Annotated in this window: 26 protein-coding genes and 1 tRNA gene; 9 read left to right on the top strand and 18 right to left on the bottom strand. The window is 63.8% G+C overall.

Annotated features, from left to right (window positions below; translation table 11 throughout):
- Nucleotides 1-3: 3 nt before the first annotated feature.
- Together ACFPQ5_RS05800 and mscL are read right to left on the bottom strand one after the other, a co-directional pair.
- Nucleotides 4-1,152 carry a trypsin-like peptidase domain-containing protein gene (locus ACFPQ5_RS05800; protein ID WP_379752397.1) on the bottom strand — a complete coding sequence of 383 codons (1,149 nt, stop codon included), beginning with the start codon at nucleotides 1,150-1,152 and terminating at the stop codon, nucleotides 4-6.
- A gap of 42 nt (nucleotides 1,153-1,194) precedes the next feature.
- Nucleotides 1,195-1,629, bottom strand: coding sequence for a large conductance mechanosensitive channel protein MscL (mscL, locus tag ACFPQ5_RS05795; protein WP_136221544.1), 435 nt, complete (start codon nucleotides 1,627-1,629; stop codon nucleotides 1,195-1,197).
- 234 nt (nucleotides 1,630-1,863) lie between these two features.
- On the opposite strand from mscL, the gene petA reads away from it, so the two are divergent.
- From petA to ACFPQ5_RS05765, 6 genes are all read left to right on the top strand, one after another.
- On the top strand, nucleotides 1,864-2,478 hold the full coding sequence (gene petA / locus ACFPQ5_RS05790) for a ubiquinol-cytochrome c reductase iron-sulfur subunit (RefSeq protein WP_379752324.1): 615 nt from the start codon (nucleotides 1,864-1,866) through the stop codon (nucleotides 2,476-2,478).
- A 1-nt stretch (nucleotide 2,479) separates the two neighbouring features.
- Nucleotides 2,480-3,892, top strand: coding sequence for a cytochrome b (locus ACFPQ5_RS05785; protein WP_379752323.1), 1,413 nt, complete (start codon nucleotides 2,480-2,482; stop codon nucleotides 3,890-3,892).
- A 27-nt stretch (nucleotides 3,893-3,919) separates the two neighbouring features.
- Nucleotides 3,920-4,681: a cytochrome c1 gene (locus tag ACFPQ5_RS05780; protein ID WP_379752322.1), complete on the top strand. Its 762-nt coding sequence runs from the start codon at nucleotides 3,920-3,922 to the stop codon at nucleotides 4,679-4,681.
- Between the two features lie 96 nt (nucleotides 4,682-4,777).
- Complete coding sequence (locus ACFPQ5_RS05775; protein ID WP_056342583.1) at nucleotides 4,778-5,389, top strand: glutathione S-transferase N-terminal domain-containing protein; 612 nt, start codon at nucleotides 4,778-4,780, stop codon at nucleotides 5,387-5,389.
- A gap of 213 nt (nucleotides 5,390-5,602) precedes the next feature.
- The gene (locus tag ACFPQ5_RS05770; protein WP_379752321.1) at nucleotides 5,603-6,085 is read left to right on the top strand and encodes a ClpXP protease specificity-enhancing factor; all 483 of its coding nucleotides are present in this window, start codon (nucleotides 5,603-5,605) and stop codon (nucleotides 6,083-6,085) included.
- Nucleotides 6,086-6,112: 27 nt separating this feature from the next.
- Nucleotides 6,113-6,188, top strand: a tRNA-Thr gene (locus ACFPQ5_RS05765).
- Between the two features lie 70 nt (nucleotides 6,189-6,258).
- Here the strand turns inward: ACFPQ5_RS05765 and ACFPQ5_RS05760 are convergent.
- The 3 genes from ACFPQ5_RS05760 to ACFPQ5_RS05750 form a co-directional block, all read right to left on the bottom strand.
- The gene (locus ACFPQ5_RS05760) at nucleotides 6,259-7,248 is read right to left on the bottom strand and encodes a hypothetical protein (RefSeq protein ID WP_379752320.1); all 990 of its coding nucleotides are present in this window, start codon (nucleotides 7,246-7,248) and stop codon (nucleotides 6,259-6,261) included.
- Between the two features lie 15 nt (nucleotides 7,249-7,263).
- Nucleotides 7,264-7,755, bottom strand: a complete 492-nt coding sequence (locus tag ACFPQ5_RS05755; RefSeq protein WP_379752319.1) for a C39 family peptidase — start codon at nucleotides 7,753-7,755, stop codon at nucleotides 7,264-7,266.
- Between the two features lie 65 nt (nucleotides 7,756-7,820).
- Nucleotides 7,821-8,117, bottom strand: a complete 297-nt coding sequence (locus ACFPQ5_RS05750) for a hypothetical protein (RefSeq protein ID WP_379752318.1) — start codon at nucleotides 8,115-8,117, stop codon at nucleotides 7,821-7,823.
- A 367-nt stretch (nucleotides 8,118-8,484) separates the two neighbouring features.
- On the opposite strand from ACFPQ5_RS05750, the gene ACFPQ5_RS05745 reads away from it, so the two are divergent.
- Together ACFPQ5_RS05745 and ACFPQ5_RS05740 are read left to right on the top strand one after the other, a co-directional pair.
- Nucleotides 8,485-8,691, top strand: a complete 207-nt coding sequence (locus ACFPQ5_RS05745; protein ID WP_379752317.1) for a hypothetical protein — start codon at nucleotides 8,485-8,487, stop codon at nucleotides 8,689-8,691.
- A 121-nt stretch (nucleotides 8,692-8,812) separates the two neighbouring features.
- Complete coding sequence (locus ACFPQ5_RS05740; RefSeq protein WP_379752316.1) at nucleotides 8,813-9,580, top strand: GIN domain-containing protein; 768 nt, start codon at nucleotides 8,813-8,815, stop codon at nucleotides 9,578-9,580.
- A 10-nt stretch (nucleotides 9,581-9,590) separates the two neighbouring features.
- Here the strand turns inward: ACFPQ5_RS05740 and ACFPQ5_RS05735 are convergent, their stop codons facing one another.
- From ACFPQ5_RS05735 to ACFPQ5_RS05675, 13 genes are all read right to left on the bottom strand, one after another.
- Complete coding sequence (locus ACFPQ5_RS05735; protein ID WP_379752315.1) at nucleotides 9,591-9,902, bottom strand: BON domain-containing protein; 312 nt, start codon at nucleotides 9,900-9,902, stop codon at nucleotides 9,591-9,593.
- Between the two features lie 93 nt (nucleotides 9,903-9,995).
- Complete coding sequence (locus ACFPQ5_RS05730) at nucleotides 9,996-11,114, bottom strand: tetratricopeptide repeat protein (RefSeq protein WP_379752314.1); 1,119 nt, start codon at nucleotides 11,112-11,114, stop codon at nucleotides 9,996-9,998.
- A 16-nt stretch (nucleotides 11,115-11,130) separates the two neighbouring features.
- Nucleotides 11,131-12,069: a type II secretion system F family protein gene (locus tag ACFPQ5_RS05725; protein WP_379752313.1), complete on the bottom strand. Its 939-nt coding sequence runs from the start codon at nucleotides 12,067-12,069 to the stop codon at nucleotides 11,131-11,133.
- Between the two features lie 9 nt (nucleotides 12,070-12,078).
- Entirely contained in the window at nucleotides 12,079-13,056 is a 978-nt protein-coding gene (locus ACFPQ5_RS05720) for a type II secretion system F family protein (protein WP_379752312.1), read from the bottom strand.
- Between the two features lie 33 nt (nucleotides 13,057-13,089).
- A complete protein-coding gene (locus ACFPQ5_RS05715; protein ID WP_379752311.1) occupies nucleotides 13,090-14,436 on the bottom strand; it encodes a CpaF family protein in 1,347 nt (448 codons plus the stop codon).
- A gap of 11 nt (nucleotides 14,437-14,447) precedes the next feature.
- Nucleotides 14,448-15,623, bottom strand: coding sequence for an AAA family ATPase (locus tag ACFPQ5_RS05710; protein ID WP_379752310.1), 1,176 nt, complete (start codon nucleotides 15,621-15,623; stop codon nucleotides 14,448-14,450).
- Nucleotides 15,624-15,681: 58 nt separating this feature from the next.
- The gene (locus ACFPQ5_RS05705) at nucleotides 15,682-15,954 is read right to left on the bottom strand and encodes a hypothetical protein (RefSeq protein WP_379752309.1); all 273 of its coding nucleotides are present in this window, start codon (nucleotides 15,952-15,954) and stop codon (nucleotides 15,682-15,684) included.
- A 9-nt stretch (nucleotides 15,955-15,963) separates the two neighbouring features.
- Nucleotides 15,964-17,493, bottom strand: a complete 1,530-nt coding sequence (locus ACFPQ5_RS05700) for a type II and III secretion system protein family protein (protein WP_379752308.1) — start codon at nucleotides 17,491-17,493, stop codon at nucleotides 15,964-15,966.
- A 26-nt stretch (nucleotides 17,494-17,519) separates the two neighbouring features.
- A complete protein-coding gene (gene cpaB, locus ACFPQ5_RS05695; RefSeq protein WP_379752307.1) occupies nucleotides 17,520-18,380 on the bottom strand; it encodes a Flp pilus assembly protein CpaB in 861 nt (286 codons plus the stop codon).
- Nucleotides 18,377-19,723, bottom strand: coding sequence for a P-loop NTPase and SpoVK domain-containing protein (locus ACFPQ5_RS05690; protein ID WP_379752306.1), 1,347 nt, complete (start codon nucleotides 19,721-19,723; stop codon nucleotides 18,377-18,379). The genes cpaB and ACFPQ5_RS05690 overlap by 4 nt, the downstream gene beginning before the upstream one ends.
- Nucleotides 19,724-19,998: 275 nt before the next feature.
- On the bottom strand, nucleotides 19,999-20,178 hold the full coding sequence (locus ACFPQ5_RS05685) for a Flp family type IVb pilin (protein ID WP_379752305.1): 180 nt from the start codon (nucleotides 20,176-20,178) through the stop codon (nucleotides 19,999-20,001).
- A gap of 176 nt (nucleotides 20,179-20,354) precedes the next feature.
- Nucleotides 20,355-20,897: an A24 family peptidase gene (locus ACFPQ5_RS05680; RefSeq protein WP_379752304.1), complete on the bottom strand. Its 543-nt coding sequence runs from the start codon at nucleotides 20,895-20,897 to the stop codon at nucleotides 20,355-20,357.
- A gap of 60 nt (nucleotides 20,898-20,957) precedes the next feature.
- A complete protein-coding gene (locus ACFPQ5_RS05675) occupies nucleotides 20,958-21,137 on the bottom strand; it encodes a Flp family type IVb pilin (protein ID WP_379752303.1) in 180 nt (59 codons plus the stop codon).
- 354 nt (nucleotides 21,138-21,491) lie between these two features.
- On the opposite strand from ACFPQ5_RS05675, the gene ACFPQ5_RS05670 reads away from it, so the two are divergent.
- The gene (locus ACFPQ5_RS05670; RefSeq protein ID WP_379752302.1) at nucleotides 21,492-22,532 is read left to right on the top strand and encodes a GGDEF domain-containing protein; all 1,041 of its coding nucleotides are present in this window, start codon (nucleotides 21,492-21,494) and stop codon (nucleotides 22,530-22,532) included.
- Nucleotides 22,533-22,542 lie beyond the last annotated feature (10 nt).

Below are 22,542 nucleotides of genomic sequence, written 5' to 3'. Positions count from 1 at the left end.
AAATTATGGGGAGGGGCGCGGGCGCTTGCCGACGGTGACATCGACCGTCGATTCGCGGTTCTGGCGCATGAGCTTCAGTTTTGCCTTGGCGCCGGGCGCCAGCTGGGCAATCAGGTTCAGCATGTCGCCGGTATTCTTGACGATTTTTCCTTCGACGGCGAGCAGGATGTCGCCCGGGCGCACGCCGGCGCGGTCGGCCGGGCCGTTGCGCACCACGCCGGCAATGATGGCGCCGCTGCTGCGCCCCAAACCGAAGCTGTCGGCGAGTTCCGGCGTGATGTCCTGGGATTCGATGCCGATCCAGCCGCGCACCACCTGCCCGTTCTTGATGATCGATTCGAGCACGGTGCGCGCGGTCGAAACGGGAATGGCGAAGCCGATGCCGATCGAGCCGCCCGTCTGCGAATAAATCGCCGAATTAATGCCGAGCAAATTGCCGTGGATGTCGACCAGGGCACCGCCCGAGTTGCCGAAGTTAATCGCCGCGTCGGTCTGGATGAAATTCTCGAAGTGGTTGATGTGCAGGTTATTCCGTCCCACGGCCGAGATGATGCCCATGGTCACTGTTTGGCCGACACCGAACGGATTGCCGATCGCCAGCACGACGTCGCCGACTCGCGCTTCGTCCGGCTGGCCCAGCACCATCACCGGTAAATTGCGCTCGCCGATGCGGATCACGGCAAGGTCCGTTTCCGGATCGGTGCCGACGATGCGCGCCGCCGCTTTGCGGCCGTCGGCCAGGCCCACTTCGATCTGGTCGGCGCCCTCCACCACGTGGAAATTCGTGAGGATGTAGCCCTCGCCGCTGACGATCACGCCCGAGCCGAGGCTCGACATCTGCTCTTCGGGCGGCATGCGGTCGCCAAAGAAGCGGCGGAAGAACGGATCTTTCAGGATTGGATGGGCTTCGCGCGAGGCTTTGCTGGTGAGGATATTGACCACCGCCGGCATCGCCCGTCCGGCGGCCTCGCGGTAGCTGGCCGTCGGCGGGCCCGACTGTGCCTGCAGCACGGGCACGTTGCGCGCGCCGGCGCCGACCGGCACCTGCACCGGCACGCGTCCGAGCCAGTCAGGACGCAGGGCCGACACGACGAAATACAGGGCGAGTGCGACCGTCACCACCTGGGCGAATAACAGCCACAGCCGTCGCAAGGGCGAGGCCGGGCGGAGGGTGACGATGTCGTCTTTCACGTTTTACTGTGTGGGTGGGCGGCGCAGCGAGTCGCGGATTTCGCGCAGCAGCAGGATGTCTTCCGGCGTGGCCGGCGCTGCCGCCGCCTCGGTCGGAACCAGGCGCTCGCGCATCCGGTTCATCAGGCGCACCATCTGGAAGATGATGAAGGCGAGGATGATGAAGTTCAGCAAAATCGTCAGGAAATTGCCGTAGGCGATGACCGCGCCGGCTTTTTTGGCTTCCGCCAGTGCCAGGCCTGTCGCCTGGTTATTCAGGGGTATATAGTAATTTGCGAAATCGAGACCGCCGAAGATCTTGCCGATCGGCGGCATGATGACGTCCTGCACCAGGGAATCGACGATGCGCCCGAATGCGCCGCCGATGATCACGCCGACCGCCAGGTCGACCACATTGCCACGCATTGCAAATTGCCTGAACTCACTCATCATCGACATCGTATTCTCCCCGGGTTATCGAATTGACCAAGGCGATGATACCGCAAGCGCTTTTCGATCGTGCGCACCACGTTGACAAGGCCCGGCGCCGGGCCTTCCGGGGACGTGCATTCCACTGCCTTCGCACACGCAATATTTTTTCTCCAATAAAGATTGCCATTCACATATAATTTTGTGTTGCTGCAAGCTCTTCATTGATTCTCAAGTTTCGTAATTTCACGGAGTGGGGTTGGTATGAGTAATAAAAAGCAGGTCGATTCAGGCCGGCGTGGCTTGCTCGTCGCGACATGTGCGGCGGGGGGTGTCGTCGGTGTGGCCACGGCAGGTGCGTTGGTCAGCACGTTCCAACCTTCCGAGCGGGCGAAAGCTGCCGGCGCTCCGGTCGAAGTGGATATCTCGGACGTCAAGCCCGGGGAAATGAAGGTCGTCGAATGGCGCGGCAAGCCGGTCTGGATCCTGCGCCGCACGCCGGAAATGATGGCCAGCATCCCGAAAAACGACAATCTCGTCGCCGACCCGAAATCCGAAAAGATCTACCAGATCGACATGCCGGAGTACGCGAAGAACGAATTCCGTTCGCGTGCCGAGCACAAGGAAGTCCTGGTCACCGTCGGCATCTGCTCGCACCTGGGCTGCTCCCCCTCCTCCCGTTTTGCCGAAGGCCCGCAGCCGAACCTGCCCGACGACTGGCACGGCGGCTTCCTGTGCCCCTGCCATGGCTCGACCTTCGATTTGTCGGCCCGCGTTTTCAAGAACAAGCCGGCACCGACGAACATGGACATCCCGCCGTACATGTACCTGGCCGATAACAAGCTCGTGATCGGCAAAGACGAGAAAGGCGAGGCATAACATGGGCGCCGCATTCAAGGAAACCAAACTGCCGGCCAATGCGCCGGCCGGCCACAAGGCCCTGGCCTGGATCGACGACCGCTTCCCGCTGTCGAAACTCTGGAACGACCAGTGGGGCAAGTACTACGCCCCGAAAAACTTCAATATCTGGTACCTGTTCGGCTCGCTGGCGATGCTGATCCTGGTGCTGCAGATCGTCACCGGCATCTTCCTGACGATGCACTACAAGCCGGACGCCGCCCTCGCCTTCAATTCGGTCGAGATGACGATCATGCGCGACGTGCCCTGGGGCTGGCTGGTGCGTTACATGCACTCGACTGGCGCCTCGGCCTTCTTCATCGTCGTCTACCTGCATATGACCCGTGGCCTGCTCTACGGTTCCTACCGCAAGCCGCGCGAGTTGATCTGGATCTTCGGTTTCGCGATCTTCCTGTGCCTGATGGCCGAAGCCTTCTTCGGTTACCTGCTGCCATGGGGTCAAATGTCGTACTGGGGCGCCCAGGTGATCGTCAACCTGTTCGGTGCGATCCCCGTCATCGGCCCCGACCTGTCGCTGTGGATCCGCGGCGACTACGTCGTGTCGGACGCGACCCTGAACCGTTTCTTTGCCTTCCACGTCATCGCCCTGCCGCTGGTGCTGCTGGGCCTGGTCGCGGCGCACCTGATCGCGCTGCACGAAGTCGGCTCGAATAACCCGGACGGCATCGAAGTCAAGGAACACCTCGGTCCTGACGGCCATCCGCTCGACGCGATTCCGTCGCATCCCTACTACTCGACGAAAGACCTGTTCGGCGTCTCGATGTTCCTGCTGATCTTCTCGGCCGTCGTGTTCTTCGCGCCGGAAATGGGCGGTTACTTCCTCGAGTACAACAATTTCATCCCGGCCGATTCGATGAAGACGCCGCCGCACATCGCGCCGACCTGGTATTTCACGCCGTTCTACTCGGTGCTGCGCGCCACCACGGCCGACTTCATGTACGTGGTGATCGCCGCGGTCGTGCTGTATGTCGTCTTCCTCTGGATCAAGTCGCGCCTGTCGTACAAGGCCAAGCTGGCGGCCGCCGTGATCGGCCTGGTCCTGATCATCGGCATGCTGACGCTGGAAGCGAAATTCTGGGGCGTGGTGCTGTTCGGCTCCTCGGTCGTGATCATCGGCGCGCTGCCGTGGCTGGATCATTCGCCGGCGCGCTCGATCCGCTACCGTCCAACCTGGCACATGTGGCTCTACGTGCTGTTCGGCCTGTCCTTCGTGGCGCTGGGCTACCTCGGCACCCAGCTGCCGACGCCGGCCTACACGCTGATTTCCCAGGTCTGCACGCTGTTGTACTTCAGCTTCTTCCTCCTGATGCCGTGGTGGAGCGCCGCCGGCCGGTTCAAGCCGGTGCCGACGCGCGTGACTTTCCACCCGCATTGATCCCAGGACCCAAGCTTAAGGACAACCATGAACTTTACAAAAAAACTGTTTGCGGTCCTGGCGCTGGTGCCGGGACTGGTATTCGCAAGCGAAGGCGGCTTCCCGCTCGACCGCGCACCGGAACGCAGCGACATGGCATCGCTGCAAAACGGCGCCAAGCTATTCGTTAACTATTGCCTGAATTGCCACTCAGCATCGGCCATGCGTTACAACCGCCTGCGCGACATCGGCCTGTCGGACGAGCAGATCAAGAGCAATCTGTTGTTCTCTGCCGACAAAGTGGGCGAGCTGATGACGACCGCGATGCGCCCGGCCGATGCCAAGGCCTGGTTCGGCGCGGTGCCGCCGGATCTGTCGGTGATCGCGCGCGCAAAATCGTCGCCGGCGGGCAGCGGCGCCGACTACCTGTACACCTACCTGCGCACCTTCTACAAGGACGATACCCGCCCGACCGGCTGGAACAACATGGTGGTGCCGAACGTGGCCATGCCGCACGTGATGTGGCAGCTGCAGGGCGTACGGGCGCCGAAAATGGTGGAAGAGACCGATCCGCACGACGCCAGCAAGAAGATCCACAAGTTCGCCGGCTGGGAACAAGTGGCGCCGGGATCGATGTCCGCTACCGACTTCGACACCGCGACCGCCGACCTGGTTGCCTACCTCAGCTGGATGGCTGAGCCAGCGCAAGGAACGCGCAAGAAACTTGGTGCTATCGTGCTAATTTTCCTGTCAGTATTCGCTTTCCTGGCCTGGCGACTGAACGCGTCCTACTGGAAAGATCTGAAGTAATTCGTTTTCATTGCCCGCTTGGCTATAATACGGGCAATTATTATTCGGGGTGAGTCGCTCGGCGCTCGCCCCTTTGTTTCTTAAGGAACGCCAACCATGATGGTTCTCTACTCTGGCACCACGTGCCCGTTCTCCCAACGCTGCCGCCTCGTCCTGTTCGAAAAGGGCATGGATTTCGAGGTGCGCGACGTCGACCTGTTCAACAAGCCGGAAGACATTTCGACGATGAATCCGTACGGCCAGGTTCCGATCCTGGTCGAGCGTGAACTGATCCTGTACGAATCGAACATCATCAACGAGTACATCGACGAGCGCTTCCCGCACCCGCAGCTGATGCCGGCCGATCCGCTGATGCGCGCCCGTGCCCGCCTGATGCTGTTCAACTTCGAGAAGGAACTGTTCGTCCACGTGCACGTGCTGGAAAGCGACCGCAACAAGACGAACGAAAAAGCCCACGACAAGGCGCGCGCCGAAATCCGCGACCGCCTGACGACGCTGGCGCCGCTGTTCCTGAAGAACAAATACATGCTGGGCGACGAGTTCTCGATGCTCGACGTGGCGATCGCACCGCTGCTGTGGCGCCTGGATCACTACGGCATCGAACTGTCGAAGACCGCCGCGCCGCTGATGAAGTACGCCGAGCGCATCTTCTCGCGTCCGGCCTACATCGAAGCGCTGACGCCTTCGGAAAAGGTCATGCGCCGTTAAGCGGTACCCGGTCCATGCTGTGCCGTACGCGGCATGGACCTCGTTTGTTGATGCCAGTGTTGCGACGTCGTTTGACAAAGCGCAGTAAGCTGGCGACTTGCATCGATACGTTTCACATGCGATGGCGCGCACGACCTGCGGCCTGTTCGCATGTGGCTGCGTTGGCGTTACCGTTCGCCGACATCGCCGGATCATTGTTACTCTCATCTGCACATGCCCGACATCTCCACCAAGCCCTATTTGCTGCGCGCCCTGTATGAATGGTGCACCGACAGCGGTTTCACGCCCTATCTTGCGGTTAAAGTCGATGCGGCCACGACGGTTCCGATGGAATACGTCAAAAAGGGCGAGATCATCCTGAACATCAGTTATGGGGCAACGTCCGGCCTCAAGATGGACAATGACGCGATCCATTTCCGCGCCCGTTTCGCCGGTGTTTCGCGCGAAATCTATGTGCCGGTGCAAAACGTGCTGGCCATCTACGCCAACGAAAACGGCCAGGGCATGGCCTTCGACGTCAGCACCACTGCGGCCGAAATGGCGGCGGCCGAGGAAGAAACGACCAGCGCACCGAGCTTGTCCGCCGTGCCTGCTGCCACCAGCGAAGCCCCAACGACGGAGGTGTCGCATTCGCCCGACGACGGCGATGAGCCTCCGAAAAAAGGCGGCCGCCCAACGCTGACCAGGATTAAATAGCGTTATAATTCTTGCCGTACAGATTACGCCGGCTTAGCTCATTTGGTAGAGCAGTTGATTTGTAATCATCAGGTGGCCAGTTCGAAACCGGCAGCCGGCACCAGACAGCAGCAAACATCACATGCCTTACGTGCACTGCGCGTAAGGCATTTTTGTTTTTCAGGCTGCCTTTTTCAGAACCGCACCGGCACCGACACCATCAGGCGAAAGTCCGGCGTATTGCGGGTCAGGCCTGCGGCGAACACGATGTCGATGGCGGTCGACGGCGTCAGGACGGCCGATCCGCCCAGCTCGAGAAAGGCGTTGACGTCATCGGTTGGTACCGGCGCGCCATCGATGCGGGTCTTGTCGAGCCAATTCAGGCTGAAGGCGGCGCGCAGCGAGGTGGCGGGCGCCGTCGCCAGTGCGCTACCGAAGCGCAGCCCGTAGATGTTCCCGGGGCGGACGTTAAAACCACCTTTTTCGGGTGCGCGGTAGCGGGTGGCACTCAGGCTGCCGAAGAACACCAGCGGATCGAGGCGCTTGGTGGCGCTGGCCGAGACTTGTAGCGAAGGGAAGCCGCCTCCCAGCGCGACCAGGGGCCCCTGCTCGTAACTGGTATTGCGGCCGGTGGCGGTCTGGTAGCTGAGATTGCCGACCAGGCTCGGTAACTTCTCCGTCTCGGCCATGAACTGGTGCGAGGCCGCCAGCGACAGGTCGCCGACGCCATCGGAGTGCGTCGACTCGCTGCCGTTCCGGATACGTTCGAATACATAGGGCACGCTGGCCTCGACCTGGGAGCGGCCCGGCAGGCCGGCGCGCAGGGTCAGGCCCGGGCCGAAGGAATTGCGGCGAAACCCGCCATCGCCAGAACTGTGCGAGGCAACGAAGTTCGGCTCGACTTCGACCGTGCCGGAAGAGAGCAACAAAGCCCTTTCCCGCACCAGGGCGCGCTCGAGCGCACGGTTGCTGTCGGCGGCAATGTCCTGCGGCGCCGTGTCGGCCAGCGTTCCGGCGCCGATGCGCGCCGGTGTGAGGGCGCGTTCGAGTACCTGGATACGTTGTTGCTGGCGTTCGATCGTCGCTGCCTGCTCGGCGATCTTGCGCCGCAAGTCCTCGTCGCTCTGGGCGCAGCATGCCCTTGCGGCGCCAAACAGGAAGGCGCCGGCTATCAGCTTGTTCATGGGTTTCCCATCGGTTTATTGGATGCCGAATCCGACGTCTGTCCATTTCTCGGCGAAAGCGGATTGGGCCATCTCATAATTCCCGAAACTGGGATCGCCGATATTGATGCCGGTCGGGGCTACCCGGCGCACGACCACGAAATGGGCATAGCCGTTCATGGTGATGGGCACGATCATCGGCACCCGCTCGGCCAGGTCGGCGAGCGTCATGTTCCTGTAACCCTCACCCTGGAATCCGAGTCCTGTCAGATAGCGCTGCATGTCCAGCAGCGAGAAGCCGCCACGCACGCGTACGCGCAAGGGATCGGTCTGGCGCAGCATGCCGCGGGCCACGGCTTCCTCATTGGTGGACACGCCCTTGTAGTAGCGCAGCACGGTCGCCAGGGTGGCTGCACCGCAACTATTGTCCCAGCGCTGGGGAAGCAATGCTTCGTGCCGGATTTCGAGCAGCGAACGCACGGGACGTTCAGCCCGTACGGGCATCGGGCCGAGCAGAAAGGCCAGCAACAGCGTCCAGGCATGCCGGCATCCGGATAAAAGGCGGGCCGAGGACCCGCCCCCATGAGCATGGCTCATCGTCCGGACGTGCCGGTCGGGTTGGTATTCGGCCGGTTCTGTCCCGGCGGCAGGTTGTCGTTGGCGGTCTTCGACGGCGCGGTACCGCCGTTGTCGCTGCCCGGGTTACTCGGATCCGAGCCGTTGCCCCAGCCATTGTTGCCCTTCCCGGTAGGCGTCGGGCAACCGCAGGTGCCGTCGGTGCCGGCCACGACTTCGTCCAGCTGCGCGCTCGACATCCGTTCCGGCGCGGCCAGGGCCGGCAGGGAGACAATCGATGCCAGTGCGATGCCTGCAGTAAGTTGTTTCAACATGATGCGTCCTCCTTCTAAAAATCGCCCGAAGGCGAGAGGTTCAAGATGGGACGTGGAGCCGCTCGGCGTTTGATCGAAGTCAAACGGAACAGGTCTACACAAGGCTTAGCGCACTCGGCAGATAGCACGCGGGCTTGTCCAGATGTAGTTCCGGTGCGCGGTCCCATGAATGCGGCACCTGTTCGAGGCGTAATGCGCGTTGCTGCGGCGCGCGCCATTGCCGGCGCACTACCCGGGTGCATTCCTTCACTCGTCGCATGCGAAAACCAGGCAAATGAAAGGCATGGATCTTGCTGAGCTTGATTGGATGTAAAGGCGGCCCGTTCGGCCCGCAGTCCAATCCCTTCCATTCGATTGAGGAGTTGTCATGCCCCATTTCATGCGCCGTCTCGTACCAATCGCTGCAATCCTGCTTGCCGTCCTTGCCGCCACCTTCGGCGCGCTACCTGCCCATGCCGCTGATGCCGACACGCCGCATCTGATTCACGCGTACGAGGGCTGGGTGGCGCTGACGGTGGTGCTGCTGTCGCTTGCCAGCGCAGGCGTGCTGATCAGGCGAGCCCTGCGTCGTTGACTGCTCGTACGGAGTACGGGTTTAGGCGTTTCATTCCGCCCATTGCGCAGCCCGTCGCACGGCACGCGCCGCCGCCGATCCCGCCTCCTATAGTGGCGTCATCGAATCGACGGAGACAACCATGAACAAATTGCTTGGCACCACCTTACTGGCCTCGGCCCTTGCCTTGAGCGCAAGCGCCGCGCTGGCAGACGACCTCGTGCGCGAAGCGCGCCCTGTCGATGCGCGCGTCACCCGCGTCAAGCTCGAGGGCGTGACCGACCTCGTCGTGCGCCAGGGCGCCACGCCCTCGCTGGTCATTTCGGGCGAACGCGCCGATGTCGCCCGCGTGACGACCCGCCAGCAAGGAGAGACGCTGCAGATCGATACCGAGCGCCGCAACAACGGATCGTTTGAGCGCCATGCGAAGCTGCGCGCCGAGCTGGTCGTACCGAACCTTGCCGAGTTCGTGTCGGGAGGCGTGGGCGCCAGCACGGTCAGCGGTTTCAGCGGAGACAAGATCGTCGTCTCCCTCGATGGCGCCGGCGCCGTCAAGCTCAACGGCAACTACCGCACCGTGGATGCCCGCCTCGGCGGTGTCGGCAGCCTGAGCATCGATGCGGCAAAGGCCGAGCGCATGGACCTGGCCTTGCGCGGTGCCGGCCAGCTTGCCGTGACCGGCCAGACCCGCGCGCTGCGTGCCACGCTTGCCGGGATCGGGAACCTGGACGCGGAAAAGCTGCGCGCCGAAACCGTCGATCTCGACATGAGCGGTCTCGGCGGCGCAACCGTGTATGCCAGCTCGGCGGCCAGCCTGAACCTGAGCGGCATGGGTTCGGCGACCGTCTATGGCAAGCCGGCCCAGAGAAATGCCACGACGGGCGGCATGGGCCATGTAAACTGGCGCTGAACCGGGCCGGCTATTTCAGGACGGTGTTGTTGCGCACCTCCTTCACGCCCTTGACCTGACGCGCGAGCTGCACCGCCTTCTGGGCGCTCTCGCGCGACTCGACGAAGCCGCTCAGTTGCACCGTGCCCTTGAAGGTTTCCACCTTCACTTCGGTGGCTTTGACGGTGGGATCGGCCGCGAAGGCGGCCTTGACCTTGCTGGTGATGACGGTGTCGTCGAGGTATTCACCGGTGCCTTCGCGCGTGCTGGTCGGCGCGCAGCCGACCAGCAAGAACACCATGAAGGCGGCGAACATCGAAATGCAACGCTGTGCAATGTTCATGGCAACGCTCCCGTGATGAAGAAGATCGCTTCATTTTCAGGCGCGCGTACCGAGAGCGTTTGATACCGAACAAAGGTGCCCGGCCAGGAACGGTCACGGTGCCTTGTCAGGCAGTCCGGCCTGGGCCAGGATGTGCTGCGCGGCCGGCGCCGGGCGCAGTACGAGTTGCCCGCGCGCCAAATCCTGGCCGAGCACCAGGCGCATGTCGGTCGGCTTGCAATTGTCGACTTGCACGACCTGGACCGCCTCGAAGCGTCCGCGTCCGGCGCTGCCGAGACGCTCCGCCAGCCGTTCGGCCGCGGCGCGGAAATCTGCATGGTGCTCGATCCGGGTACGGCGCACCTGAAAACCTTTTTCATTGCTCAGCCGCGTCACCTGCAGGCCATCGCCCACGATCTGCTGCGACAGCGCGCGGGCCATGCCGGTGACGCCGTTACCGTTGCGAATTTCCAGCAAGACGAGGTCGGGCCGTGTGCGTGGCGCCTGGGGCGGCGGCTCCGGCGGCGGCGCGCTCTGCGCCAGGGTCGCCCGTGCAGGCAGGCGCAACAGTTCGAGGGTGCCGTCGGCGGCGGTGCGTACCTCGGTTGCGGCCCAGCCGCTATCCGGGCGCGCCGGCGCAGCCACTGCCGCTTCGATCGCCGCCACCGCCGTGCCGCCGGCCGCCGCGACATCGCCACGGAAGTCGTGCTGGCGCAGCGCCTCGGCCTGGCGGAACATCAGGGCCGCCCTTTCCTCATGGCCGAGGCGGCGCAAGCTCTCACCCAGGTTGTTCCAGGCGCGATGGTCGAGCGGATCGAGGACACAGGCTTTTTCGAGCGCGGCCACTGCGTTCTGAAAATCGCCGCCCAGCAAATAGGCATAGCCGAGGTTGGCAAACAGGTAGGCACCGTCGGGGCCGCTGCCCGGCCGCAGTTCGTCGGTCAGGGCGCGCCAGAGCGGAATGGCGCGGGCGAAATCGCCCTGGCGCGCGTAGGCCGCAGCCAGCGCGTTGCGCGCGCCGACGTGGCCTGGCGTCGCGGCCAGCGCCATGCGGTAGGCGGCAATCGCGTCGTCGTAGCGGCCGGCCAGGTGATGCTGGCGCCCCTGATCGTAGGCGCGCTCGGCATCGGCTGCCGGCGTGATACCGGGCTGGCGCGCGACGTCGGCGCAAGCGAGCAGGAGCGCACTGGCGCAAACGACCGAGATGTGTTTCAACATGCGGCTGGCAGGCATGGGTTTCTCCTTCGAGTCAAGAGCCGCCGTTGACGCCGGCAAGCGTGCGGCCCAGCTGGATGGCTGCTGGTCCGAGCAAGACCATCAACAGCGTCGGAAAGATGCAGAAGATGAGTGGGAACAGCAGCTTCAGGCCAATCTTGGCCGCGCATTCCTCGGCCAGCAGGCGCCGCTTGTTGCGCAGGTTCTCCGAATACACGCGCAGCGAATCGCCGACGCTGGTGCCGAAACGCTCGGACTGGATCAGCATGGCGACCAGGGTGTCGACGTCGTTGACGCCGCTACGCAGGGCGAAATTGCGCAAGGCCCGCTCCTTGCTGAAGCCGGCCCGCATTTCCATCAGTACTAGCTGGAGTTCCTGCGCCAGCGTCACGCTTTTGATATGGATCTCGCCGGCGACTTTCACGAAGGCGCGTTCCAGGCTCAGCCCGGCTTCGACGCAGACGGTCAGCAAGTCCAGCGCGTCGGGCAAGGTTTCGAAGATTTCGCGCTGGCGGCGGCGCGCAATCCGGTTCAGGGTGACATTCGGCAGGTAGTAACCGATCGACGCGGTCAGCAGCAGCAGGAACAGGAGTTTTATGCCGGACAGCACGATCACGGCAGCAAGGACCAGCGTGCCGATCACGGCCGGGCCGAGCAGCGCCAGCGCCGATTTGGTCGCGAAGAACAGGGTCGGCGCAAACGGGTTGCGCCAGCCTGCATTCATGAAACGGGTGCGCAGGGCCGATTTTTCCCAGCCTTCTTCCGGAATCGATAACTTGGTCAGCGGCTGGGTGACCTTGGCGACCCGCTCGACCCAGCCGTCCGACTCGAGCTGGGTGGTATCGGATTTGCCGAGGAAACGGCGCAGGCGGGTGCGCAGCGCCTCGGGGGCGAACAGCATCATCCCCAGCCAGGTCAATGCGCAAACGATGCCGAAGACGATGATCAGGAAAGTTAATTGTGCGGCATTCATTGCAGCTCCTCAAATGCGGATCCGGATGACCTTGCGCAGCCAGACGATGCCGAACAGGATCATGCCGGCCGCGTACCACAGCAGCCGTACACCGCTCGGGTCGGTCCACAGCATGCTGACGTATTCCGGGTTGACCAGCGTCAGCACCAGCATCACGGCGAACGGCAGCAGCCCGAGGATCCAGGCCGACATCCGGCCCTCGGCGGACAGCACCCGCACCTGCCCCAGCAGCTTCAGGCGGCTGCGGATGATGATGCTGATGTTGCCGAGGATTTCCGCCAGGTTGCCGCCCGACTCGCGCTGGATCAGGACCGCGATGATCAGGTAGCGCAGGTCGGTCAGGGGAATGCGCGCCGCCATGTTATGCAGGGCTTCGCCCATCGGCACGCCATAGTTGATTTCCTCGCGCGCGATGCGGAACTCGCTGCTCAGCGGCTCGGGCAGCTCGTTGCCGACGATTTGCAGCACGTTCGTGAACGAGTGGCCGGCACGCAGGGCGCGCGCGATGAAGTCGGCGGCGTCGGGCAACTGGTGCTCGATGCGAGCCAGACGCCGCCTGCGCGCGCGCCGTACCAGGAAATACGGTATGCCGAGCGCGGGCAGCGTCAGCAGGAGGCGCAAGCCCAGGGGCAGCGGCCAGCCCGCGCTCGCCAGGAGCGCCAGCAGAAAGGCCGCGAACGAACAGGCGAGAAAGCGGTCAACCGTCAACGCGCTGCCGGCCTGGAGCAGCAAGGTATCGAGCCGCTGCAGCGGCTTGATCTGGTGCAGCAGGCGGTCGATATCGTCATGGGTGCTGAAGCGGCGCTGCTTGAGGATCGAGATGCGTTCGCCCGAGCGCCCCGCCCCACCCGACATGACCTGCAGCCGGCGCGCGATGCGCCGCGCAGCCTTGCCGTGGGTGCCCGACCACCACAGATACACTCCTTCGATCAGGAGGATCACGGCGGCGAACAGGAAGACGGTGAAGCTGTAGAAAAGCAGATCCATGGCGCGGCTCCACTGCAGGCAGGGCCTGCGGGTTCATTGGAAAATGCGGTCGGGGTCGAAGGTGTCGTCGGGGATGTCGACGCCGTACATCTTGAGGCGGTCGGCAAAGCGCGGACGCACGCCGGTGGCGGAAAAATGCCCGAGCACCTTGCCGTCGCGGTCGACGCCGGTCTGCTCGAAATGGAAGATCTCCTGCATCGAGATGATGTCGCCTTCCATGCCCGTGATTTCCTGGATGCTGACCAGTTTGCGGCCGCCGTCGATCAGGCGCGAGGCCTGCACCACCACCGTCACCGCCGAACAGATCTGCTGGCGGATCGCACGCGGCGTCAGGTTCACGCCTGCCATGCCCACCATGTTTTCCAGGCGCGACAAGGCGTCGCGCGGCGTATTCGAGTGGATCGTCGCCAGCGAGCCTTCGTGGCCGGTATTCATCGCCTGCAGCATGTCGAGCGCCTCGGCGCCGCGCACTTCGCCGAGAATGATGCGGTCCGGCCGCATGCGCAGCGCGTTCTTGACCAGCGCGCGCTGGGTGACCTCGCCCTTGCCTTCGATGTTCGCCGGGCGCGTTTCCAGGCGCACGACGTGCGGCTGGCGCAGCTGCAGTTCGGCCGCATCCTCGATGGTGACGATGCGCTCGTTCGCCGGAATGAAGCCCGACAGCAGGTTGAGCAAGGTGGTCTTGCCGCTGCCGGTGCCGCCCGAGATCAGGATGTTGATCTTGGCGATGCCCAGGCCCTGCAGCACCTTGACCATGGGCGGGGTCACGCTCTTGTACTCGAGCAGGTTCTGCACCGTCAGCGGCGTGGCGCCAAAGCGGCGGATCGACAGGATCGGCCCGTCGACAGCCAGCGGCGGAATGATCGCATTCACGCGCGAGCCGTCCGGCAGGCGGGCGTCGACCATCGGGCTCGATTCATCGACACGGCGCCCTACGCGCGAGACGATCTTCTCGATGATCTTCATCAGGTGCGCATTGTCGTGGAAGCTGATGTCGGTCAGCTCCAGCTTGCCGCGGCGCTCGACGTAGACGCGGCTGGCCGTATTGACCAGGATATCGGAGACGCTCGGGTCGTTCAGCAGCGGTTCGAGCGGGCCGAAGCCGAGCATCTCGTGCTGGATGTCGAGCACCAGGTTGTGGCGCTCGTGCTGGTTCAGGACGATGCGCTCTTCTTCGATGATGCGCTGGATCAGCAGCGCCAGCTCGTGCTTGAACTGCTCGGCGGTCAGGCGCTTGAGGCGTTCCAGGTCGATCCGGTCGAGGATCATCTGGTGCATCATCTTTTTCAGTTCCTGATAGGCCCCGTTGCTGGCCTCGGCCGGCAGCGCGCTGGTTTTGCGGTCCTCGTCGAGGACGGAAAGGCGTTCGCGCAAGGACATGGGGATCTCCTTTAATAGTCGGCTTCGCCGCGACCGAACAGACGGTCGAGCAAGCCGCGGGTTTCGGGGGCGCGCCGCGCGGTGACCAGTTCCACCAGATCGGCCATGCTGCGCGCAGCCGCGCTCGTGCGCGACAGCTCGAGCACCGGCACGCCCTGGTTGACCGAATCGGTGACGGCGACGTAATCGTTCGGCACCGTGTGCACGACCTCGCAGCCGAGCGCCGCATGCAGGTCGGGCAGGCGCAGGCGGCCGCCTTTTTCGTAGCGGTTGACGATCAGGCGGATCGTATCGAGCGAGTAGCCGAGCGAGCGGAAGATGTCGAGCAGGCGGCGTGCGTCGCGGATATCGGGCAGCGCCAGCTGCAGCACCGGATAGATGGTGTCGGTGCTGTCGAGCGCGCGCAGCGAGACGGCGTCGATCTGGCGCCCGACGTCGAGCACGATATAGTCGTAATGCTGGCGCGCCACGCGCAGGATGGCATCGATGTGTTCGGGCTTGGCTTCCTTGCCCTGCGCCGGGTCGTCGGCCGCGGCCAGCACGCCGAAACCGCGCGTGACGTGCACCAGGCAGGAATCGAGGAAAGGACCGTCGATGCGCGCGATCTGTTCGCACACGTTCGACAAGGTCATCGTCGGCTTCTGGTCCGACACATACAGGGCCGCGTCGCCGAACTGGCCGTGCAGGTCGATCAGCAAGACCTTCTTTTCCGCCAGCGTGGCCAGGGCGTAGCCGAAGTTGGTCGAAATGAAGGTCGCGCCGCTGCCGCCCTTGCAGGCGATGAAGGCGAGCACCTTGCCCTCGCGTAGTCCTGCCACGCCGGCCGCCGTGGCGATGCGGTCCATCGCTTCGTGGAAGGCGCGGTGCACCAGCGGCAGCTGCAGCACTTCGCGCACGCCGGTACGCATCGCGCGGATCAGGAACTCCGGCTGGTGCTGGCTGGTGAGCAGCATGAACTGCGCTTCCGGATACTGGCGCGCCATGCGTTCGAGCAGATCGGCGTCGTCGGGCGCGCCCTCGCCGGCATCGACGATCACCAGGTCAGGCGCTTCGCCCAACGGCCGGTCGAGCGCCTCGCGCATCGAGGCGCGGCTGTTGGCCACGTTCAGCGGCGGCACGCGTGCCGCGCCCTGGGAGGCGAGCTCGGCAAACAGCAAGCTGTCGCGGCTGATCAGAAGGGCTTTCATGACGGTCCTCGTGAAGCATTGGGCTGAAAAACGATGAAGGGTAGCGGCGGCGGCCGGCCTATTTGCCGTTGCCGAGTGTATTGAGCAGCGGCGCACTCGCCGCGCCGTCGGGGTGGATGAACGACTGCTGATAGCGCTCTTGCGCCGCGCGCGCCGCCGGTCCGTCGATCCCGATCGCGGGATTGGCGTTGGCCGCGCCGCGCGGGTCGATGGTCTGCGCGGCGAGATTGGCGCGCACCGAGGAGCCGAAGTTTTTTTCGAAACGTGGCGCGGTCGAGCAGCCCTGCAGCAGCAACAGCGCCACGATGCCTGCGATAGTCCTGGTCGTCATTGCCGCCTCCTATTTGAGTTGGAATCCGTCGACGCTCTGGCCCGCGCGTGGGGCCGGCTCGGGCAGCTTGGCTTCGCCTTCGAGGCGCCCGCCGAGCATCAGGGCGGCACGCGACGGCGCATCCACGTTATCGGTCGGCAGCTTGTAGCCGGTGGCCGTCAGCGGCTTGACCAGGCGCGCCGTGATCACGAAAACCAGTTCAGTCCGGTCTTGCTGAAAGTCGGTGCTGCGAAACAGTGCGCCCAGCACGGGAACCTCGCTCAGTCCCGGAAGCCCTTTCAGGCCCGTCACCAGGTTGTTCTTGATCAGGCCGCCGATGGCGAAACTCTGGCCGTCGTAGAGCTGCACCGTGGTGCTGGCCCGGCGCGTGGTCACGACCGGCAAGATCGCGCCCCCGGACATGCCGAATGCACTGACACCGATCCCTTCACGCGACAGCTCGGAGACTTCGGGCGCGACGCGCAGGTTGATGCGGCCGCCGCTGAGCACCGTCGGGGTAAACCGCAGCCCGACGCCGTATTCCTTTTCTTCCAGCGTGATCTTGTTGTTGTCCTGTGCGACTGGAATATAGAACTTGCCGCCGGCGAGGAAGCTGCCTTCCTGGCCGCTGATGGCCATCACGTTCGGTTCGGCCAGCACGCGCACCAGGCTGTCCTGGTTCTGGGCGGCGAAGCCATAGCCATTGCCATTCTCGCGCCCGGAACCCAAGCCGCCTCTCACGGTGCCGCTCAGGAAGTTCGTCGCCAGTGCGGTTGACCAGCTGCCCGAACCGAAGAAGCTCCATTGCACCCTGCTTTCGAGCTTTTCGAGCAGGGTTTTCGAGACCTCGGCGACTTTTACTTCGAGCTGCACCTGCTGCGGCGCGGCGACGCTCAGCAGATTCACCAGCCGCAGGCCGCCGCCATTACCAGCATCGGCGTTCGGACCATTCGGCGCCAGTTCCTTCTGCACCGCGCCCAGCGGGCGCAGCGGGCGGCGTACATGGGCGGAGGCTAGTTCGGCGGCGCGCGCGACGGCCGACGCGTCGGACACGGTCCCGGTCAGCACCAGCGAATCGGCGGCCGCCAGCACGCGGATGTCCTTTTCATCGGGCATGACCGCGGCCAGCGTCGCCTGCAGTGCGCTGGGGTCCATCGAGACCGTGATATCGAGCACGCTGCACAGACCGCTGCGGCCCTGCACGATCATGTTGGTGGTGCCGACATCGACACCGGCGATGTACATCGTGTCCGCAGAGACGAGCATGGCTTGCACGACCTCCGGATTGCCGACGCTGCGGTTCTGGACCGCTTCCGGCAGGCGCATCAGGGTCGATTTCCCCATCTGCAGCGCGACCTGGGCCGGGCGGGCGGCCTCGCCGCTGCAGCGCGGCCCGGCGCCGGCGGCGGGCGCCGCCTCGGCCTGCGGACTCGGACGGGCGGCGTGGGCGGCGCCCGCCAGCGCCAGGGCCGCGCCGCCCAGCGCACACTGGCGCAGCAGCGATAGCAGGCGGGCGCGTGGATGGATCGGGTGGCCGGACGGTTGTGAACTGGTGTTCATGGTTTCACCTGACACGGTAAGAGGGATCAGAGGCACTCTTGCGAGGAATGCAGGCCGTTGATGACGGTGACGCAGTTGCGGCGTACCGGAGGCGTGGCGACCCGGTGCACGGCGGGCTTCTCGGGGCGGCGCGCCACGGGAGCCGGCTTCGGTGGCGCCGGTTTGATGATCGGAAGCGCGACCGGCAGCAAGGTCAGCTTGGTGGCGCCCTCGGTCTGCGCCGATTGCGGATCGACCTGGTTGCGCAGCGCCAGCGACAGCGTGCCGACGCTGCGTGCCAGGTCGAGTTTCTCGGCCTGTTCCGGCGTGACTTCGAGCGTGACGGCGTTCACCACGCGCGGCTTGGTTTCGTCGCGGTTGACTTCCTGCGCCACTGCCAGCACCAGGATGCGTTCGAGGACGATCTTCGAAATGCTCTGTTCGCGTGCATTCGTCTCCGGTCCCGGATCCTTGGCGGTGCTGACGATGATGTCGACGTAGTTCCCCGGCAGCGCGAAGCCGGCCACGCCGATGACGTCGTTGACCCGCACCGTGATCGCGCGCTTGCCTTCGGTGATCAGGGCCGACAGGCCGCCGAGCGTGCCGGCCGGCGCCAGCTTCGCTTCGCTCACCGGTTCGCCGCCCAGGACACTGCTCTTGAGCACCCGGCCGGCGAGCTTCGCCGGATCGGTAAAGGCGCCCTTCGGCATGCTGTCGGCGGGCCACTCGGCCAGCTTGAGCATTTCCGGCGTCAGGCGCTGGCCGAGGTTGATGTCGGCCGCGGCGACCACGATATGGCCGGCGCTGGTCGTCGGCTGCATCAGCAGCCAGCGTGACGCAAGGATCACGGCCGTCAGGCCGAACAGGATGGCAACGGCCATCACGACAAGGGCGCGCTTGTTTTTCATGGTTCGATTCCTGCGACGTGGCACGAGGCCGGGGCGCTGCCGCTGGTGCACATGCTGCTCCACGCCTGCTCCAGGGCAGCGATCGTCAGGCGGGGTTCGGTGCCGGCAAAGCCGGCGAAATCGAGCACACGGCCAAGCAGCTCGTGTGGATAGCAGGCCAGCAGCGGCGTGCCGCTGGCGCGGTGCAGGCGCGTGAGCAGGTGATCGATCACGGCTTCGTCGCAGTCGATGCCATGCAGGCGGGCGGCGCGCCGTACGAGCGCGCGGTAGGGAGCTTCCGCCAGCGGCCCGAGGCCGACGCGGTAAGCGATGCGGCGCAGGAAGGCCGGATCGAAGACGCTGGCCGGCGCCAGATTGGTGACGAGCACGAGCATGGCATCGAAGGGCATGGTGTCGCCGTTGCCGCCCCCGCCGAAGCGCGCCGGACCGCCGTCGAGCATGCCCAGCCAGGCCGCGAGCAGTTCGGCCAGCGGCACCTTCCCGCGCCCGACATCGTCGAGCACGAGAATGCCGTTGTTGGCCTGCAGCTGCAGCGGCGCGCGCCGCATGCCGCTGGCGGGATCGGTGTGCAGGGTCAGCATGGAAGCATCGAGTTCGGCGCCGACATGCACCAGCGGGCGCTGGCAGATCGTCCAGCGCGCGTCGCAGCTGCGCCGCTCTTCATACTGGCGGCCGACCGGCAGCGGCGCCGGATGGCGCAGCGGATCGTGGAAGGGCACGATTTGCCCCCCGATCAGGATCGCGTACGGCACGGCCACCGCGCCCGGCAGCAGGCGCGCCAGCTTGCGCGCCAGGGTCGTCTTGCCGGAGCCGGTCGGGCCATGCAGCAGCAGCGGACGCTGCGCGTGCATGGCGGCGCCGAGCAGCTCGCGCAAGGCCGGATCGAGGCCGTCGTCGGCCAGCACGGCTGCCAGTTCGGCCGGCGCCAGGTGGCGTACCGGGGACGCCGCCACGCCCTGCGCTTTCGCCTGGCGCAGCGCCGGCTGGCGCAGGGACTGGCGCTCCACCATGACCTGATACGCGCCGAGCGTCACCGGCGCCGGTCCGACATAGCTGCACTCGGCCAGGCGCGCCAGCGCGGAACGTTCGCCCACCGAGGTCAGCTGATACTGCACATCGATGTCGGAATCGCCTGACCACGCCACCTCGACTTGCTGATCGGCGGTCATCGCGGTCAGCACTTCGCGCAGCACGCCGACGGACAGGCGCAGTTTGCCGGACAGGAGCGGCAGCGGCGCGCGGCCGGTGACGTGAAGCGTCTTCAGCACCAGCGTGGACAGGAGCCGCAGGTCGAGTCCCGTATCGCTGACAGTACGCGGCTGGCGCGGCAGGATTGCTGTCACGTCCAGCTCGGCGGACGGTGACGGAGAGGGTGCAATCACCGTACCGGACGCTGCAAATGACAGCGTGTCGTTCATCGTATTTCTCCTAGCATTCGTAAGGGAACATTCCCTCGGAATATTGAATTCATTCTAGCCAGCGGGTCTTTTCGGCCATTGAGGCGCAGCAAGCGGCTAATCTCGTGACAATGTCGTGCTGCTAACATCAATGCGTGCCGACGTAGGCCTTGGCAATAAAAATGCCTTCTGGCACGTGTCCAGAAGGCAAGGTTGAGTGCTTACTGATTTTTCAGAGCTGTCACCACCTTATCGAATGTCGTCTGGATCTCGATGCCTAGCAACTTTGCGGCACCTGCCATCGCGACACCCACCAGCGAAGCGATCAGGCCGTACTCAATGGCGGTTACACCATTTTCGTCAGCAATAAAGGCTTGCACAGCAGTAAAAATGGTTTTCATGTCAAACTCCTAAAAGGGTTATAGAAACAACCCTGCAACGCGATCTCCCAATGCTGGCCTACTACGGCGCTGCAGTAAGACGACTATAGGGAAAATTTCCGTATAGTAAGTTGATAATATGCAATATTTCTCAAAGGAATTAATTCTGGTTTTCTGCTTACTTGCTTGTTTCACTGCTACAAGCTAATGGTCGGGAAGTAGCGTTGTGCCAGCAACCACAGTGTCGTCACGGCGATTGCAAGCCCATACGGCATCGACCCGACACTGGGTCGGGTCAACGAAGCTGCCTGCACTGTCGGACCGATGCGCACCATCGGCAGAAGCAGGCTGCGCAGATTGGCGTAGGCGTCGGACCAGCGCCGCGTAAACAAGATCATCACCAGGGCCATGATCCCGCCGGCACACCAGGTAAAGATGCAGGCCTGCACCGCTTCCGCAGGTCCAAGAAACAGGCCGACCGTCGACATCAACTTGACGTCGCCGGCAGCCATGCCGCGGACGACGTAAAGAGGCAGGAACAAGGCGAAGCCGACGAGCGCGCCACCGAGAGCGGTGCCGATCGCAGGTAGGGGCGCAGTATCGGCCAGGTGCAGGCTGATCACGGCGCACCAGGCGAGCAGAAGAAAGAGATTCGGGATTTTGCGTATCGCCAGATCAGTCACCGCGGCGCTGACGACGAGGACAGTCAATAACAGGTCGAGCCAAATTGAAATCGGCATGATCGGACTCCCCAAAAAAAAAGCCCTCCGGATCGAAATCCGGAGGGCAAAGCTACTCGGTTACGCGTTTTTCATAGCCGTCACGACACCATCAAACGTCGTCTTGATCTGAGCACCCAGCAACTTTGCGGCACCCGCCATTGCGACACCGACCAGCGCTGCGATCAGGCCGTACTCGATGGCGGTCACGCCGTCTTCGTCAGCGATGAAGGCTTGCACAGCGGTAAAGATCGTTTTCATGACAAACTCCATATGGTGGTTTATAAGAACAACCCTGCCGCGGTAGGAAAATTCCCCTGACGCTGCACACTTCGCTTTGTCGTTTCCGCTGCAGTGAGTTCACTATAAAAGATGATGCCTCACGGTAAGTTGACTGTGAACAAGCTTTCCATGAGGAATTAGTTTCCCTTGAAAAACTTTTGATGCAGATCGGATTGCGGCCTTTATGCGCCCAGAAATGCCAAAAAAAGCAGCGCAAATATTGCTCGGATAACAAAAAGGGATTATCCTGTTTCGCTTGCTCTTCGGAAATTTCGGCGTTGATGGCCGGCTGAAGAGAAGCAGTGGCGGGTTGATTACATTTCTGAGAATGACATGGATTCCCTTCTGAAACACATGGTGGACATGACCGGCCACCGCGACCATGCGATGCTCGACATCTCGGTGGTCGCGGCAGTGCAGGAACTGGCCGCCGCCGCGCAGACGCGGGTGTTATCCATCTCCACATCCGGCGCACGCCCCTACCTGCGGGTCCGCGCCAGCATCAACGCAGGGGACACGCCGCGCGTCGAAGACCTGCACGACGGCGGCTCTCCCGGCGAACCGCTCGACAGTTATCCGGAACTGGCAGCCTGCCTGGCCCGCCGTGAAGCAAGCGCCGAAGCCTGCGGTCCAGGCTGCAACCGCACCCTGTGGCTGCCGATCTGGTTCGGCGACAAAGCCACCACCTGCATCGAGATCGTGCGCACGGCGCCTTTCCATGCCGCCATCGTCCACACGATTTCGGGCGTCATCGGCGTCTACCGCAATTTCCAGAATCTGCTCGACTACAGCGAACGCGACTCGCTGACGGGCCTGCTCAACCGCAAGACCTTCGAAGACCAGCTGGCGCGCATGCTGCAAGCGCCGGCCGAGCCGGACGCGCCGCTGCCGGGCCAGCCCGAGCGGCGCTGCAGCCAGGGAGAAAAGAAGGGGTGGTTAGCGGTAGTCGACGTCGACCATTTCAAGATGGTGAACGACACCTTCGGCCACTTATATGGCGACGAAGTCCTGATTCTGATCGCGAACCAGCTGCAGGCATCGTTCCGCGCCCAGGACCGGGTGTTCCGCTTCGGCGGAGAAGAATTCGTGGTCCTGCTGCGCTCGACCACGCTGGAGCATGCGCGCCGCATCATCGACCGCTTCCGCACCAACGTGGAAAGCTACCAGTTCCCGCAGGTCGGCAAGGTGACGGTGAGCGTCGGCTTCGTCAGCATCAGCCCCTACGATTCACCGGTAGTCACGCTCGGCCACGCCGACCAGGCCCTGTACTATGCCAAAACCCACGGCCGCAACCAGGTCTGCCATTACAACGAACTGGTCGAGCGCGGGCTGCTGCAGACGGTGACGACGAACGACACCGCAGAATTCTTCTAGCAGCGGTTTT

The sequence above is a fragment of the Massilia suwonensis genome, assembly GCF_042655665.1.
Classification (GTDB): Bacteria; Pseudomonadota; Gammaproteobacteria; order Burkholderiales; family Burkholderiaceae_D; genus Telluria; species Telluria suwonensis.
The sequence above is the reverse complement of the archived record's forward strand: the minus strand, read 5'-3'. Positions and strand labels throughout refer to the sequence as shown.